Source organism: Nostoc sp. GT001, from assembly GCF_030382115.1.
GTDB lineage: Bacteria > Cyanobacteriota > Cyanobacteriia > Cyanobacteriales > Nostocaceae > Nostoc.
The window spans coordinates 5,194,498-5,210,355 of sequence record NZ_JAUDRJ010000003.1 but is presented as its reverse complement, the minus strand read 5'-3'; the positions used below and the strand labels follow the sequence as shown (position 1 = coordinate 5,210,355).

The 15,858-nt window shown below is 42.0% G+C and carries 14 protein-coding genes and 1 pseudogene; 11 read left to right on the top strand and 4 right to left on the bottom strand.

Annotated features, from left to right (window positions below):
• The first annotated feature begins 2 nt into the window (after nucleotides 1–2).
• The 4 genes from QUD05_RS24970 (at nucleotide 3) to QUD05_RS24955 (ending at nucleotide 5,558) form a co-directional block, all read left to right on the top strand.
• Nucleotides 3–803, top strand: coding sequence for an Rpn family recombination-promoting nuclease/putative transposase (locus QUD05_RS24970; protein ID WP_289798438.1), 801 nt, complete (start codon nucleotides 3–5; stop codon nucleotides 801–803).
• A gap of 8 nt (nucleotides 804–811) precedes the next feature.
• The gene (locus tag QUD05_RS24965; protein ID WP_289798437.1) at nucleotides 812–1,132 is read left to right on the top strand and encodes an RpnC/YadD family protein; all 321 of its coding nucleotides are present in this window, start codon (nucleotides 812–814) and stop codon (nucleotides 1,130–1,132) included.
• Between the two features lie 218 nt (nucleotides 1,133–1,350).
• Nucleotides 1,351–4,326, top strand: a complete 2,976-nt coding sequence (locus QUD05_RS24960; RefSeq protein ID WP_289798436.1) for an acetate and sugar kinases/Hsc70/actin family protein — start codon at nucleotides 1,351–1,353, stop codon at nucleotides 4,324–4,326.
• 140 nt (nucleotides 4,327–4,466) lie between these two features.
• Complete coding sequence (locus QUD05_RS24955) at nucleotides 4,467–5,558, top strand: hypothetical protein (RefSeq protein WP_289798435.1); 1,092 nt, start codon at nucleotides 4,467–4,469, stop codon at nucleotides 5,556–5,558.
• A gap of 102 nt (nucleotides 5,559–5,660) precedes the next feature.
• Here QUD05_RS24955 and QUD05_RS24950 read toward each other — a convergent pair whose 3' ends face one another.
• Nucleotides 5,661–5,840: a CAB/ELIP/HLIP family chlorophyll-binding protein gene (locus QUD05_RS24950; RefSeq protein ID WP_069071239.1), complete on the bottom strand. Its 180-nt coding sequence runs from the start codon at nucleotides 5,838–5,840 to the stop codon at nucleotides 5,661–5,663.
• A gap of 190 nt (nucleotides 5,841–6,030) precedes the next feature.
• Nucleotides 6,031–6,750: a cytochrome b/b6 domain-containing protein gene (locus QUD05_RS24945; RefSeq protein ID WP_289798434.1), complete on the bottom strand. Its 720-nt coding sequence runs from the start codon at nucleotides 6,748–6,750 to the stop codon at nucleotides 6,031–6,033.
• A gap of 314 nt (nucleotides 6,751–7,064) precedes the next feature.
• Here QUD05_RS24945 and QUD05_RS24940 point away from each other — a divergent pair, with 314 nt between their 5' ends.
• The gene (locus QUD05_RS24940) at nucleotides 7,065–7,946 is read left to right on the top strand and encodes a DNA adenine methylase (protein ID WP_289798433.1); all 882 of its coding nucleotides are present in this window, start codon (nucleotides 7,065–7,067) and stop codon (nucleotides 7,944–7,946) included.
• 81 nt (nucleotides 7,947–8,027) lie between these two features.
• The gene (trpD, locus tag QUD05_RS24935) at nucleotides 8,028–9,122 is read left to right on the top strand and encodes an anthranilate phosphoribosyltransferase (RefSeq protein ID WP_289798432.1); all 1,095 of its coding nucleotides are present in this window, start codon (nucleotides 8,028–8,030) and stop codon (nucleotides 9,120–9,122) included.
• Here trpD and QUD05_RS24930 read toward each other — a convergent pair.
• Nucleotides 9,052–10,092 (bottom strand): retropepsin-like aspartic protease family protein, encoded by a 1,041-nt coding sequence (locus QUD05_RS24930; RefSeq protein WP_289798431.1) that lies wholly within the window; start codon nucleotides 10,090–10,092, stop codon nucleotides 9,052–9,054. The genes trpD and QUD05_RS24930 overlap by 71 nt on opposite strands.
• A gap of 324 nt (nucleotides 10,093–10,416) precedes the next feature.
• On the opposite strand from QUD05_RS24930, the pseudogene carA reads away from it, so the two are divergent.
• The 5 genes and pseudogenes from carA (at nucleotide 10,417) to QUD05_RS24905 (ending at nucleotide 14,805) form a co-directional block, all read left to right on the top strand.
• Nucleotides 10,417–11,581 (top strand): annotated as a pseudogene (gene carA, locus QUD05_RS24925) (glutamine-hydrolyzing carbamoyl-phosphate synthase small subunit).
• Nucleotides 11,582–11,711: 130 nt separating this feature from the next.
• A complete protein-coding gene (locus QUD05_RS24920; protein WP_084227153.1) occupies nucleotides 11,712–12,077 on the top strand; it encodes an STAS domain-containing protein in 366 nt (121 codons plus the stop codon).
• A gap of 580 nt (nucleotides 12,078–12,657) precedes the next feature.
• The gene (locus tag QUD05_RS24915; RefSeq protein WP_289798430.1) at nucleotides 12,658–13,137 is read left to right on the top strand and encodes a Mini-ribonuclease 3; all 480 of its coding nucleotides are present in this window, start codon (nucleotides 12,658–12,660) and stop codon (nucleotides 13,135–13,137) included.
• A gap of 92 nt (nucleotides 13,138–13,229) precedes the next feature.
• Nucleotides 13,230–14,423: a 23S rRNA (guanosine(2251)-2'-O)-methyltransferase RlmB gene (rlmB, locus tag QUD05_RS24910; protein ID WP_289798429.1), complete on the top strand. Its 1,194-nt coding sequence runs from the start codon at nucleotides 13,230–13,232 to the stop codon at nucleotides 14,421–14,423.
• 79 nt (nucleotides 14,424–14,502) lie between these two features.
• Nucleotides 14,503–14,805 carry a DUF1816 domain-containing protein gene (locus QUD05_RS24905; protein ID WP_289798428.1) on the top strand — a complete coding sequence of 101 codons (303 nt, stop codon included), beginning with the start codon at nucleotides 14,503–14,505 and terminating at the stop codon, nucleotides 14,803–14,805.
• Between the two features lie 188 nt (nucleotides 14,806–14,993).
• On the opposite strand, the gene QUD05_RS24900 is transcribed toward QUD05_RS24905, so the two are convergent.
• A complete protein-coding gene (locus tag QUD05_RS24900) occupies nucleotides 14,994–15,842 on the bottom strand; it encodes an alpha/beta fold hydrolase (protein WP_289798427.1) in 849 nt (282 codons plus the stop codon).
• Nucleotides 15,843–15,858: the final 16 nt, after the last annotated feature.

The window sequence follows — 15,858 nt, the reverse complement described above, 5'->3', positions numbered from 1 at the left end:
TTGTGAGACGTGATGCAATTTTTTATACAATTTTTAAGCGTATCCCAGGATTGTTTTTTGAGTTAGTAGAACAACCACCGCCTGAAGCTGCTAGCTATCGCTTTGAATCAGTTGAAGTTAAAGAACCAACATTTCGGATTGATGGGGTATTTTTACCTCCACCGGATGCAACATCTCAGACGATCTTTTTTGCTGAGGTACAATTCCAAAAGGATGAGTTACTGTACCATCGGTTTTTCTCCGAATCCATGCTGTATATGTATCGTAACCCATCGCTTTACGATGACTGGTACGGGGTAATTATTTTACAGTCTCGCAGCTTGGAACCGGAAAACACCACTATTCATAGATCGTTACTGAACAGTTCTCAAGTACAACGAATTTATTTAGATGAGTTAGGTAGTCCTGATGAGTACAAAGTAGGTATCAGTTTGATGCTGTTGACTATTGCCTCAGAGACTCAAATGGTTCAGGAAGCGAAACGTTTAATTGAGCGGGTGCAACAAGAGCAGATAACTGTTTTGGCTAAGAAGGAGATAATAGATGTAATCACAACAATTGCAGTTTATAAATTCGCAAACTTAAGTCGTGAAGAGGTAGAGGCAATGTTAGGAGTTAAGTTAGAAGAAACTAGGGTTTATCAAGAAGCTAAACAAGAGGGACTAGAACAAGGAATACAACGAGGACGAGAACAAGTAAAACTTGAACTTGTACCTCAGTTCTTAGCTCGTGGTATGTCGATGGAAGAGGTTGCCCAATTACTGAATTTAACCATCGAACAAGTAAGACTTGCCGCTGAGTAATCGCAACGATGCCTACGGCGGACTACGCTTATGCTGTTTATAAATTTTCAAACCTAAGTCGTGAAGAGGTAGAGGCGATGTTTGAAATTACGTTACAAGAAACTAGGGTTTATCGAGAAGCTAAAGAAGAAGGACGACAAGAAGGATTAAAACAAGCACTAGAAGAAATACGAGAAAAAGGACGAGAACAAGCAAAACTTGAACTTATACCTCGGTTCTTAGATTATGGTATTTCGATAGAAGAGGTTGCCCAGTTACTTGATTTAACTATCGAACAAGTAGAACAAGTAAGACTTGCAACTGAGCAAGAGTCTTCAACATCAACTTAGTAACTGCCGTAATTTTCATAGCAATGCCTAGTTTGGGCTACGCCTACATCCTTTTATATAAAAGCGAAGCCCAACGTAGATATCGCGCCAAATAAAAAAGCCAGTGCTAAAGAGAATCAATGGTACAAGACCAAGGATTCTCTGAATTTGTAATTTTATAATGCAATATTACAGTTTTTAGCCAGCTATAAAATAAACAACAGAAAGTGAATACTATAATGAACCCTTTCCAATTGAATAACTATAGCGATCGCGAACCAAGCGAGAAACAACAAAAAAGATTTCCAGGATGGTTTGCTTTAGATTTTGGTACGTCGAATTCCACAGTTACACTTTTCGATCCAATTGAAGTACCGATCGCAGAAATTTTACCCAAGGAACAAGAAATTCGGTTACGCGATCGCTTATCGCACTGGCTCAGTTCTCCCGCCTCCGTAGCTTTACCGGATGTCAGCGCTGATGATTGGGCAAAGTTTATCACAGAGATTAGCAAAAATTTGGAGATAGAACCCAGCAGATTGAGTGAAGTATTTGAAAGTGATAATAAAGAGCGATTTTTGGAAGCAATTCGCCAAATTGAACTTTCTTTAGGGAACAGCGAGAGATTCCGCCGTGCTGTCAGCAAAAAACTTTACCAAATTTATCATGAGGTGTTCCGCGTCCCTACCCTAGAATCGCAAAATCTGATCCCAGTTGTGCTAGATATCGATCGCCGCGATACAGAAATTCCCAGCGAGTCGGAAATTTCGCACTTAGGGGATCTAAAACTGCGGATGGGAAGGGAAGCTAGAGATAACCGAAAAAAAGCGATCGCTCAAGGTACAAGCGGTTCTTTAAAGGAAATCATCAGCAGGTTTCACCATTCACCCAAACGCTATTTTGGTCAGGAGCGATCGTTTTCAGTTATTTTAGATGGCGAAGAAGAAACAATTACCGCTAACCAGTTAATCCAATCTGCTTGGGCGCATTTAATCGAGTTAACTGAAGACTACCGCCAACACGCACGACGCAGATTTTCGGAAGGAGATTTTTTAACAGCAGTTGTCACTTACCCAACAGTCGCCCCTCCAGTTGTTCGTAAGGAAGTTAGGGAATTAGTTGAGCAGTTGGGGATCGACGATGTACAAACTGCTTATGATGAAGCCGTTTCTGTAGCAATATTCTTTTTATGGCGAGAATTTGGCGGTAATCTCAACATTGGTATCGAGTCATTCAAAACCCGTTGTCGCCAAGTAGGAAATAAATGGTCACAAAATGTCCTCGTATTGGATATTGGCGGGGGAACCACAGACTTAGCTTTAATCGAACTGACTCTAGAAGATAAAACCCCAGCTTTTGCTGATTATGAAGACCGAGGTTTAGGAGGACGTTACTATAAACTTACTCCCAAACTATTAGGTTCATCCGGCCATTTACAGCTAGGTGGTGAGTTAATTACACTGCGAATTTTTAGATTATTAAAAGTTGCGATCGCAGACTTTTTATTGGCAGCAGTAACAACAGGTAATATAGAAAACGAAAAGTTAGAAGATTTAATTAACTCTGAGATAAACGAGCGCTTCTTAGAACAAGGCAAATTCAAAACTGGCAGTCTTTTCAAATGTCTAGACAGAGAGAATCCTGAAGGGGATATTTCTTACAAAGACGCTCTAGATACTGCCGATAAAATATTGCCCACCCGTTGGCAACAAGCACCTCAACGCCTACAATCATTTTATATTCTCTGGGATTATGCAGAAGCAGCTAAACTTAAACTTGGGCAAAAGCCACCAACAGAGAATTCTCTATTAACCTTCACACTTTCTGAGCAGCAAATTTCCGAATTGCTTACCCAAAGCGCCGTTAAATTGCAAGTCAAAGATCCAAATAACATCTGCGTCACCCTAGATAACCAACAATTTGAACGAGCAGCTGCATCTGGAATTAAAGAAGCGATCGGAATTGCCAAAGGATTAATGGAAAGTCGATTACGTCCCGATGATCTTACCAAAGATTCTTGGAATTCCCAAAAAGTTGATTGGTTAATTTTGTCTGGGAAAACTTGTAATTTAGACATAGTACAGCGCCAAATTTACCAAGAATTTAGTAAATCTCCATATTTTGTCTGGAATCCAGAACGGATTACCTTTGTGTTGGAATTTACTAAGCTAGCCACCTCCGCCGGGGCTTGCTATGCCGAAAAGCTACGAAGATTGAGATTCGATCCAGAAGAGTCTAAAAGCTTGCTGCGTAAGGGAGCCAACCAGCTAGAAATTGATGTTAAAAACCTATTTTATTATTTGCCCTGCAACTTCAAACGCAAAACCCAAAGCAACGATTTACTAACTATATTCAAAGCTGGACAAGAACTCTATCAACTCGCACCTTGGGAAACTGTCGCCAAAGTTCGTACTCATTGGCAAGGTATACAATTAACTAATATTATCTATCGTCAAGATTACGAAGAGGGGGATTTACGACTATGGGGAAGCTTTGACGGCAAAAACCTCATGAATCAACTGGAAATGCTAGAAGTAGAATTTCTGAAAAAAATAAAAGTCCAGTTTGAGATTGACCAAACCCTCGAATTTAACGTATTGCTTTGTCAAGGAAATCCCCATTATTTGATTGATATTTCTGGTATTGATTTAGAATCGGTAGTTTCAGAAACTTCAGCGCTATTTGCTGATGGTAAATTAAACTGGAATATTGCTGTAGAACGCTTCAATAAAGACTTAAATGATGGTGATATTGCCGTCAATGTGATTGAGTCCGCAACCGTCGATCAACCAGATGCCTATCATCTCGTATTTGAAGTCGGAAATGATGGTAGTAAAACGTTTCACAAATTTCACTATCTCCGCGATGGTGTGACACAACCAGGAATTGGGTTAATTAGTAATCCTTTACCTCCATTCCCACAAACTGGCCAGCACACCTTCTATGTCTATCAAACAGATGCCGAAACCAACAGCAAAAAATGGATAAGAATTGGCGCACTCAGTAAACCAGATGTAACCACAGATTACCCTTGCCAATATCGTGTAACTCTTGACGATCGAGGTATTCTAAGGATGCACGCTGGTGAAGTCCCTTACTGGACATCACAAAATCAAGAATGCCTGAAAGAAGAAGGATGTGTTTACCGTGCTGAATTAGAATTGCAACCTAATGAAGTTGACAAAGAACGCGATCCCTTTTGCGGCATACATTAAACCTCTGCGTTCCTCTGCGCTTACCTTTGCGTTCCTCTGCGTTGAAAAAAAATGAAGATTTTTAAACGCAAAGGGGCGCGGAGTAAACGCAAAGGTGCGCGGAGGTTTGCCAAGTTTTATTCGCTTTGGAGGTGATATTTATGCAGCACTTGCGTCAATTATTAGAGATAGAAAACTCGGAGTTAGCCCGATTACTGCGGTTTAGTTTGTATGGACTAGAGGCTAGTTTAAATCAGGCTCGCGCTGAATTTCCACTAGATCCAGGATCTAAAATATGCGATGATGTGTTGCAAGAACTTCATAACCTCTTACAACCTGCACCGCCACAGCAAAATACTGGTTGGGAAGATCCGCCAGATGAGTTAAAACTAAATCACCTTCGAGAAGCTTTTAATTCTGACTCAGAACTCAGTTATTATCTGGGTAATTCCCAACTGCAAAGCCAAACAGACTCAGATTTGTGGAATGAGATTCAACGCAAACTGCTACGAGTCCCAGAGGACTTAGCTGCATCTTGGCAACAACGCACCTTAGATTTAGCTCAAGAAGTTGGTGCGATCGCAGATAATTCTAACCTTTATCAACTTCCCTTTATCCGCGACGAAATTATCTACCCCGGACTTAGTGGTACTGTTCAAACTCAGGGATTGACCTTGTATCAACAAGCACTTTCCAATTCTCAAATTATCCAAGGGAATGCATCCGATTTACCAGCAGCATTCCTATTTTTATATATGAATTTTATTGAAATAGACCCAGATTTACATCATGCTTTAAAGAGCGTTTTTAGCTTCGATGTTATTTCCTTACACTCCAAACCAGAACAGCGCGATCAATATATTGATGCTTTAAGCGATCGCTTCCAACGCACCCAGAAAGCAGAGAAAAACACTGATCCCCTATCAATCCTCCGTACCTGGATTGATATGGACGAGGCTATACATTCCCTAATATTTGTACCACCCGCTGAACGCTATTCTTGGTGGGGAAAGCTACAACATGAATCACGCCGCATCCTGAAGAAAGTCGCTGATGAGGCTATTAATGCAGGTAATGAAGTGCGAATTCGCCAATTATCGGGACTTTATGCGGATGTCTGCGCTTCATCTAAGGATGACTTACAACTTGACTGTGGTGGTATTCCTGGCGAAGTCTTAACTTGTCTTCGAGTTTATGCGCGAATTAATCAAGAAGAATTTCCAGGGCGTGTAATATTTCGCTCATCACGCTAGATGCTAGCAACTTTTTTAATTCTTGAGATTACGAGGCAAGGCAGAAGATTTTGCGAATCCCCGCCTTGCCTCATAATCTAATGAAGGTAAAAACGTTTAAATTTAAAGGATGCCCCAGAAGTGTAAAATCCCTTGACCAGAAAACACTTCAAGTGCAACAGCAGATAAAAAACCAATCATTGCAAAACGACCGTTCCAATTTTCGCTCTGAGGAGTGAAGCCCCAGCGCAAAGCATTAGGATCTTCTGAAACCGAAGGCGTAGTCTTCTTAACGTCTGCCATAAATAATACTCCGAGCTTTTATGTTGTAACAGTTATCACTGCCTGTAAAGTAATGTAACAGATTTTTAAGAGAATGCAACATAAAATCAAGGCAAAAATTAGTTAGTGAGTATATATTGCGTATGCGTAGTTTTGTGTTAGTAGGTTTGCGATACTTACGGCGGCAAGCTAGGCAGCAACAGCCAATTACCTAACCAGGAAAAAATATAGGTAAGACAAACGCTGTCAGAATTCCACCCAGCACAATCACCTCAATAATTCTGAGGTAAAAATTGTTTTGCATAAAATTATTCATTACCGCACCAAAGTTAGCTTGTAAGCTAGTCAACCAACCACGAAAACGACTAGACCATTTAGCAGGGCTATCTTCTGGGCGAAACTTCCATGAAAGCATTGAAAGTAACAACGGCGCACCACCCACCTTGATAGACATCAAAACATGAATTGCCACACAGCAAACCATCACAACCCAGCCACTAAGATGGAGGGAGTACCAAATATGATCTAGCTGCCCTGCTGGAAGCCATTCTTCCTTCATCATCCTGCCAGAGTTCACAGCCAAAATAGCGGCGATGAGCATGAGAGTATTTGCTAGACGTTGCAAACTAACCCACCAAATCGGCTTGCCAACCTGGGTTAGTTGCCGCAAAGAATCAGATTGAACTAGGCGTTTTTGTCCAGAATGAAAGCTATAGAGGGCAAAAGCTGGCAGAACAAGCAAGAAACATAATGCAAAAGTGCCGTGAATGCCTTGAATATCGGCAATTTGAGGAAATGATATTTTACCAAATCGGCGATCGTATGTGTTGTAAACCAGAAATCCGGTAATGATTGCCGCGATAACTAAAATTCCACTTAAGCCGTGAAGAATTCGCAACAACAAAGGTTGATAGGGTGCAGAACGGTGCATAAAATGAGCCTTGGTAGCTTACTTCAGAAAATTGTAACCATTGAGGAGGAAATTAACTCTTGCTTCGTTATTTCTATGCTTTAATAGCCAATACTGAACTATGGCAAAGACAAATATTAATAAAAATTTGAATATATGGCAGAAGTTCTCCATTCAAATCAGAGAAGAGTTCGAGGAATTTAAGAATATTTCTCTTAAAGGTTCTCAGAGTGCTAGTAAGAGAGAAGCGCTGACTTCTCATAAGCTAAAAATAATCAGAAACTTAAAATAGAAGTATCCAGTAATTTTTAAACATTATATTATAATTTTTGGTTATGATCAAAAGTCCTCTACGATATCCTGGTGGGAAGTCGAAAGCAATAAATCAAATATCTGAATATTTACCAGAGAGCTTTTCGGAATTTCGAGAACCTTTTGTGGGTGGTGGTTCTGTATTCATTTATTTAAGACAAAAGTTTCCTGATATCAAAATTTGGATTAACGATTTAAACCGCGAACTCTTCTTATTCTGGAAACTTGCCCAATCGGATCTAGTTCAGTTAGTTAAAGAAATTCGACATATTAAACTAAAGTATACAGACGGCAAATTATTGTTTTCAGAATTGACTAGTGTAGATGTCAATAATTTATCTGATTTAGAAAGAGCCGTTCGTTTTTTCGTCCTCAATAGAATTACTTTTTCTGGAACTGTAGAATCAGGTGGTTTTTCCCAAGAAGCTTTCCATAAAAGATTTACTGATTCTTCAATAGAACGACTTGAAAAGTTAGAAAACATCTTATCAAAAAATGTCCAAATTACAAATTTAGATTATAGCCATCTATTAAAATCAGAGGAAAAGGATGTATTTTTATTTTTAGATCCACCGTATTTTAGTGCTACAAAATCAAAACTATATGGTAAAGACGGTGACTTGCACACTTCTTTTGAACATCAGAGATTTGCCGAACTTTTGCAAAAATGTCATCATCGCTGGCTAATTACCTACGACAACTCACAGCAAATTCGAGAAAATTTTCAATGGGCTAATATTTCCGAGTGGGAATTACAGTATGGGATGAATAACTATAAGCAGAGTGGTGCGGCTAAAGGGAAAGAGTTATTCATTACTAATTACGAAGTTAAACTATATTTGGAAAATAAAGCACCAAATCAAAACCTTGCGAATCCAGCTTTGCAATTAAGCCTTGAGATTTAAATCTAACTTTGATAGCTTCCAATTTTCCGGTAGTATAACTCCCATAGCTCTCAATATAGCTACAACATACAAATCTTAGTTATGACAACTTCCCCAATCCCTGCTCAAGAATCCTCTGCTAGCTGGTATATCCTGCTGCAACAATTAATAGATGGACAATCATTGTCTCGTACTCAATCGGCTGAATTGATGCAAGGTTGGCTCAGTGAAGCGGTTCCCCCGGAGTTATCAGGGGCTATATTAACAGCGCTGAACTTTAGAGGCATTTCTGCCGACGAGTTAACTAGCATGGCTGAAGTATTACAATCTCAATCAAAATTGGGGACTGGGGACTGGGGACTGGGGACTGGGAAAGAATCTACCCAATCCCCAATTCCCCTAATAGATACCTGTGGCACTGGTGGAGATGGGTCATCAACCTTTAATATTTCTACAGCCGTTGCTTTTGTTGCGGCTGCATCTGGCGTACCTGTTGCCAAACACGGCAATCGTTCAGCTTCAAGTCTCACAGGAAGTGCAGATGTATTGGAAGCCTTGGGTGTAAACTTAAGTGCCTCTAGTGAAAAAGTACAAGCCGCACTACAAGAAGTAGGGATCACCTTCTTGTTTGCTCCTGGTTGGCATCCAGCACTCAAGGCCGTTGCCTCATTACGGCGGACTTTGAAAGTGCGAACAATTTTTAATTTGCTCGGGCCGTTAGTAAATCCCTTGCGTCCAACTGGGCAAGTGGTAGGCTTATTTACTCCCAAACTTTTGGCAACTGTTGCCGAAGCTTTACAGAATTTGGGTAAGCAAAAGGCGATTGTGCTGCACGGGCGAGAAAAACTTGATGAGGCTGGGTTAGGAGATGAAACTGATTTGGCGGTGTTATCAGACGGAGAAGTGCAGTTAACTACTATTAATCCCCTAGATTTAGATTTAACACCTGCTACCATCGGTATGCTTCGGGGTGGAGATGTCCAAGAGAATGCGGAGATTCTCAAGGCTGTACTCCAAGGTAAGGGAACTCAGGCACAACAGGACGCAGTAGCATTAAATGCATCGTTGGCGCTGCAAGTAGCGGGTACGATCGCACTCCTCGATCACGCCCAAGGGATTAAAATCGCTAAGGATATCCTACAAAGTGGGGCTGCTTGGACGAAGTTGGAGGAGTTAGTTGAGTTTCTGGCGGATTGATTTGCGATCGCAATTGCGGGCGAAATTCTACGACATTACGCTTAATGGTGACATCATAATTACCAAAAAAGTCATGTCCTAAAAGTCCAGTATCTAGTTCCGCACCTGCGATCGCAACTGGTATTTTATTCACTATTACCCCGCCAACTGCCATCGAATTAACATAGCCCACAGGAAATTCTACCGCTCTAGAACTCGCGGTGTTTGCCTTAGCTTTTCCCACTGTCACGATTCCCAAAGCATTAGCCATCTCTTGGGTGATGACAGTGCCACTTGCTCCCGTATCCACAATCATCTCAAATTGTTGCTGACCATTAAAGGTAACTTCCACAATTGGCGTACCACCAATTCGTCTTTTTATCGGCGCTGTAAATACTGCTTCATCGGGAATCACCACTGCTGATGACGGCAAAGCTGGCTCTGGTGATAACGGTTTTGCTTGTATAGGAGGTAAAGTGAACTTTGGTGTGGTTTCTCTTTGAGGAACAACAACGACTATTTTATGAGGTTCTCTAACGGCAACAGGACGAGGATTAGCTTGCTGTTGGGCATATTTAACTTGGCGGCGATATTCCTTAATTTTGGTTTGAGCGATCGCAAATTCTGGGCTTTGTCGCCGTACTTTTTGCATCAGCGCGATCGCCTCCTTATACTGACTTGCCACCAATTTCCAATCATCTGGAGATTGAGCCGATTGGCTGATACTCCAAGCGCCAACAGCTTTGTCTCGTCCGATCTCAAAGAGACTTGGTTCGCTTTCAAACGGATCTAGCGGCTGCGCTTCTGGGCTAGCTGCTGGTCTTACTGGTTCAACGGTAGGCTGGACTGGTGCTAGATCCCCAATTGGCGTAGGTTGTTCATCGCCACCAGTAGCTGTGTTCAGTTTGTCTTCACTACAGGCAACACACAAAACCGCTAGAGCGCTTGATACAAAAATTAGGGTTGCACGGGATAAAAAAGACTGAAGCATAATTAATTTTAACTGCCCAAGCTTTGCCAAATCCACTCCCGCTACTTTAATTCCCTTTTAATTTTAATTAACTATCTTAAAAACTCCCAATTGCTCAACTTATGGGATAATTAACAATCGCAGTCTTAAGGAATAGGGAATGGGGAATAGACGACAAAACAGAGTTTTCCCAATGCCCCATGACGGCAGTTGCTCCACTTGGGGAGACCCCAGACGCTTCTTGCAGACTCGCTAACGCTGCCCTATCGCCCTTGGCGTCTCCCCTTGGGAGAAGACCGCACTGCCTCCCCAATGCCCCATGCTCAATCCCCAATGCTATCACCTATGCCCCTAACTGACTCAATACCAGCTTTACTTGTCCTAGCAGATGGAACCACTTATCGCGGTTGGTCTTTTGGTGCGACGGGAACCGCGATCGGAGAAGTGGTGTTCAACACTGGCATGACAGGCTATCAAGAAGTCCTGACTGACCCTAGTTACCGCGGTCAAATTGTCATTTTTACCTATCCTGAATTGGGGAATACTGGCGTCAATCCTGAAGATGAAGAATCAGATGGGCCCCAAGTGCGGGGTGCGATCGCCCGGAATATTTGTCAGCGTCCAAGTAACTGGCGATCGACACAAACTTTACCTGACTACCTCAAACAAAATCATGTGCCAGGGATCTACGGCATCGATACCCGCGCCCTCACGCGCAAAATTCGGATGTTCGGAGCGATGAACGGTGGCATTTCTACAACCATTCTCGATGAAGCGGAATTGCTAGAGCAGGTACAGGCAGCCCCCAACATGGCAGGATTGAATCTGGTTCGTGAAGTCACCACCCCAACGGCTTATGAATGGTCTGATCCCACAATTCCAGCTTGGGAATTCAACGCTGAGGCTGGGGAAAATCTTGGGGAAGCCTTTACCGTTGTTGCCCTTGACTTTGGCGTAAAACGCAATATCTTACGTCGATTAGTAAGTTATGGTTGTCGGGTAATTGTTGTACCCGCTGATACACCACCAGAAGAAATTCTCAAATACAATCCAGATGGTGTGTTTCTTTCTAATGGGCCTGGCGACCCTGCTGCCGTCACTGAAGGGATTGCAACTGCCAAAGCACTCCTGTTAAGTGAAAAACCCATCTTTGGTATTTGTATGGGACACCAAATTTTAGGTCATGCACTAGGGGCAGAAACCTATAAACTCAAATTTGGTCATCGTGGTTTGAATCAGCCTGCTAGGTTTACAACAACGGGTAGAAATTACTAGCCAAAACCATAGTTTTGCTATTGACCCAGATTCTTTACCTACGGCAGTTGTGGAAATTAGCCACCTAAACTTAAATGATCGCACCATTGCCGGGGTACGGCACAAATCTCTACCTGTGTTCTCCGTACAGTATCACCCAGAAGCTAGTCCTGGCCCACACGATGCTGATTACTTGTTTGAGCAATTTGTTCAATCCATGCGAACAGCACGTCAAGCCGTGGCAGAGGTGAGGTAAAAATAGGCAATGGGGAATAAGGGAAGAGTTTTCCAATCCTCAATCCCCAATGCCCCATTCCAACAGATTGTAGACAACTTGCTCAAAAACCATCTATACTTGAGCGTTCACTTTAACTCATGAGGAGGGAATTATTGCTGAGCCACTGAATCTAACCGTTAGCCTGAGGGGCACTCGTGAAGTCCGGGATAACTGTCAGCTATTCCGCCTCACAGGTTTGTTAGATGCTTTTTCCGAGCCGACATTTCGCAAGACACTTGGCAGCAAGATAGACGAGGGTCCTAAGCACATTATTTTGGATCTCTCACAAATTGATTTTGTTGATAGCTCTGGCTTGGGTGCTCTGGTGCAGCTAGCCAAGCAGGCTCAAACTGCCGATGGCACTTTGCAAATTGTTACAAATGCCCGCGTAACTCAAACGGTCAAGCTTGTTCGCCTAGAGAAGTTTCTCTCCCTGCAAAAATCAGTTGAAGACGCTCTAGAAAACGTCAAGTAGTCTTGATTGCTCGATCTGAGAGTTAAATTTAGCTATCCAGATTCAATATCGGATAGCTTAATTTTTAAAACTTCTGGCAGAAAACCTCTCTCCTTGTGGGAGAGGCATAAAGCCAGTTGAGCTATTATGTTTAAAGTTGAGTAATAACTTAAAGATATAAACGCCCAACTCTTGGGTATGTAATCGTTGGCTAGAATATTAAATAAATAATCAAGTCTGAGATATTTGTAAGAAATACAAAGCCAGCAGATTTGTTTATAGATAGATTTTACTTGATGCTGTATAGTTAAAAGTTGTCGTTTACTCAGTAAGCATGGCAATGCTACCAAGTGAAAGGGTGAATTTGATGTCAAAATTTTACCCTGTCTTAGGCGCAGACCACAAGAAGTAGGCGAAATTTGGTTTATAGATGTTGACATCAGGGTGATTTAAAATGCCAACTCTCAATCAAAAAGATGAAATTAGTAAGTAAGTTTGATAGTATTGATTATGCTAAGTATACTATCATGGCATACTTCCGAAAAATCAGTCTTTGCGAAGAATGCCTGCCAAATGTAGCCCGTCAAGGAATGATTTATTTGTGAAGTCACAGGAGGAAGAGCTATTAGATGGACAAGATGAAACTCCCAAACAGAGCTTGTCTTGGACTGAAGCACTCTTGGCAACCACAGGTCCATTCCAACAGATTTCCCTCTCACAAGTGCAACAAATTTCTCCTAGTGCTTTAGCATATTTAGGGGATGCAATTTATGAGTTGTATGTTAGAATGTTCTATCTGCTGCCATTGCAGCGGTCAGGAATTTACCATCGTCTGGTAGTGGAGCAGGTAAGAGCAGAAACACAAGCGCTACATTTGCGATCGCTAATTCCTCATCTCAGGGATAACGAATTAGAAATTGTCCGACGGGGTAGAAACGCCGCAACAGGACGCCCTAAGCGACTTAATCCCGAAATTTATCAACAGGCAACTAGTCTAGAAACTTTAATAGGCTACTTATATATCACCGATTACCAACGTCTAACCGAACTGTTGCAAATACTTCATCTAGAAAAAGAGTGAAAACTCAATTTCGCAGTAGCCACAACACTAGATTAGGTTCAAAAACTTGAGGTAATCGGAACGATCAACCATACGCTATATTCATAACTCAAATGCAGGATAAACCCAGAAAAGTCAAAACTTCTAGCGAACCAAATCGTGGACAACCCGTAAAAATTAAAGGTAAACGTGTTGTTACTAATCCGGCTCGCAATCCCAGGAAAGTAGATAGCAACCCCATCTCTGGTGCGAATCCAACTCGCAATCCCAGGAAAATAGATAGCAACCCCATCTCTGTTGCGAATCCGACTCGCAATCCCAGGAAAGTAGATAGCAACCCTATCTCTGTTGAGAATCCGACTCGCAATCCCAGAAAAGTAGATGGCAACACCATCTCTGTTGTTAATCCGAATCGCAATGCCAGGAAAATAGATAGCAATCCCAGTTATGGGAACTCGCGACAACGAAATAGCAGTTTCTCCCAGCCCTCTGTATCTACACCGACAGAAGAAGATAGCGATCTCATCTATGGTCGTCATCCAGTATTGAGTGCATTGCAAAATCAGCGCAATCTCAACCGTCTCTGGATTACTACGCGTCTGCGATACGATCCCAGCTTTCACCATTTTCTCTTGCAAGCAAAGGAAAATGGCACAGTTATTGATGAAGTTGAACCCAAGCGTTTAGACTATCTTACCAACGGCGCTAATCACCAAGGTGTGGTAGCACAAATTGCTCCCTACGCTTACATCGAATTGCCCGATCTAATTGAGCAGTGCAAATCTGTAACCGATGCTGTAATTGTCGTGGCTGATGGAATTACCGATCCCCACAACTTGGGAGCAATAATTCGCACTGCCGAAGCAATAGGGGCTCAAGGATTGGTGATTCCTCAAAGAAGGGCATCTGGGATCACTTCCACCGTCATGAAAGTGGCAGCAGGCGCTTTAGAAAATTTTGCTGTAGCTAGAGTTGTTAACCTCAGCCGTTCCTTAGAAGAGTTAAAAGAAGCTGGCTTTTGGATTTACGGTACTGCTGCAAGTGGCAGCGAACCTTTGCATACAGTCAATTTCACTGGCCCAATCGTTTTGGTAATCGGCTCAGAAGGTGAAGGTCTGGGTATGTTAACTCAACGCTCCTGTGATTTTTTAGTATCGATTCCTCTACAGGGTAAGACTCCCAGCCTCAATGCTTCTGTAGCAGCGGGTATGGCGCTTTATGAGATTTATCGCCAGCGATCACTAAATACGCTGCACTTAGATAAATTGCAAAAATTCTCTTTGAAAAATAACAGTAACAGAGTATAAAGAATATAAAGAAATGTAAAAAATAATAAAGCAACATATCGTTTAACACCCTGTAGACGTTTATAAATCGGCGAAAACCATGAAAACCATTTGGCATAACCTCAAGGAAGTGTTAATTAACACATTCGACTACATCGGCTTGGCTTGGTGGGTAGAGATTGTGACGCAGAATCCCCGTTGCACGTATTACTTCAGGCCATTTCTAAGTTCTTCTGATGCAACATTAGCAAGCAAAGGATACATAGAAGATTTGGAGATCGAAGGAGCGCAGGGAATTATTGTAAATGTCAAGCGCTGCAAACCTAGTAACTTAACAATTGCTGACGACTTGGGGGAAAGATTTGACCGCAAAGTACAGCCTGCCTTTGGCGGTCAAATTTAAGTTAGGCCAGAGAATGAAAAGGATGCTCTGATGCAAAGACGTAAAGACATAAAGACACAGAAAATCCTTTTACCGTGGGTTATTGCGTCTTTTTCATTCATTGCGTCACCACATCTTCCCTTTCCTTTTCTTCTTCGTCAATAGTCAAATTTTTTTAAATATTTTTTTAATATTAATAAATATTTAGACTATTGACTACCAATTACCTGCGGATGAACTTCGAGCCAATGGTCAATATCATTTAGCACCTGCTGAGGAACTTCCCACGGAAAAAGATGGGCGGTGTTGGGATAGCACTGCCACTGAGAATTGTTGAGGTGTTGAGCAGTTTGTAAGCTGGAATCAGATGTAATGTGGCGGTCTTGCTCACCAGCAAGTACTAAACTAGGACATTGTATTTGTTGCAAATCTAGCAACCGATTGTATCCTGATTGAATTGCACTATAGAGAGCGCGAGTCGCAGCAGGAGAAGTTTGCAAATAAGCTGGTACTGCTTCCTTGGCAATGTAATTGTAAGTAATAGATGTATGTTGTTGGATTAAGTAGCGGAAAAGCGATCGCTTACCAAAAGTTTCAATATTCCATTGCCAACTTGGTTTTATATAGTTCAATAGCGCAGCAATGCCAGTATATAAATTATCCTGCAAAGTGATAGGAGGGTGACTGCCACGGGGTTTTGCGGCTGTCGCCACCAAAATCAGCCCAGTAACACGCTCTGGCAAACGTAATGCCATCTCCATTGCCAGAATACCCCCAAGTGACCATCCCAATACTAGGCACTTTTCAATCTGCAAACGGTCTAGCAGCGCTTCTAAATCAGTCAAATGGTCATTCATGTCAAAATTGCCGTTGTAGCGACTTTTGCCGTATCCGCGTAAGTCAGGGGCAAAAGTTTTGTAGCGTTTTGATAAATGATTGGTAAAGACAGAAAGACTACGACCAGTACCAGGATGACCATGTAAGCCCAAAATTGGGAATCCTTGACCTTGGGTGTAAACATTGAGACGTGCAATAGTTGTAGTGTGGCGATCGCTCATTACTAGTCGTTCTCCT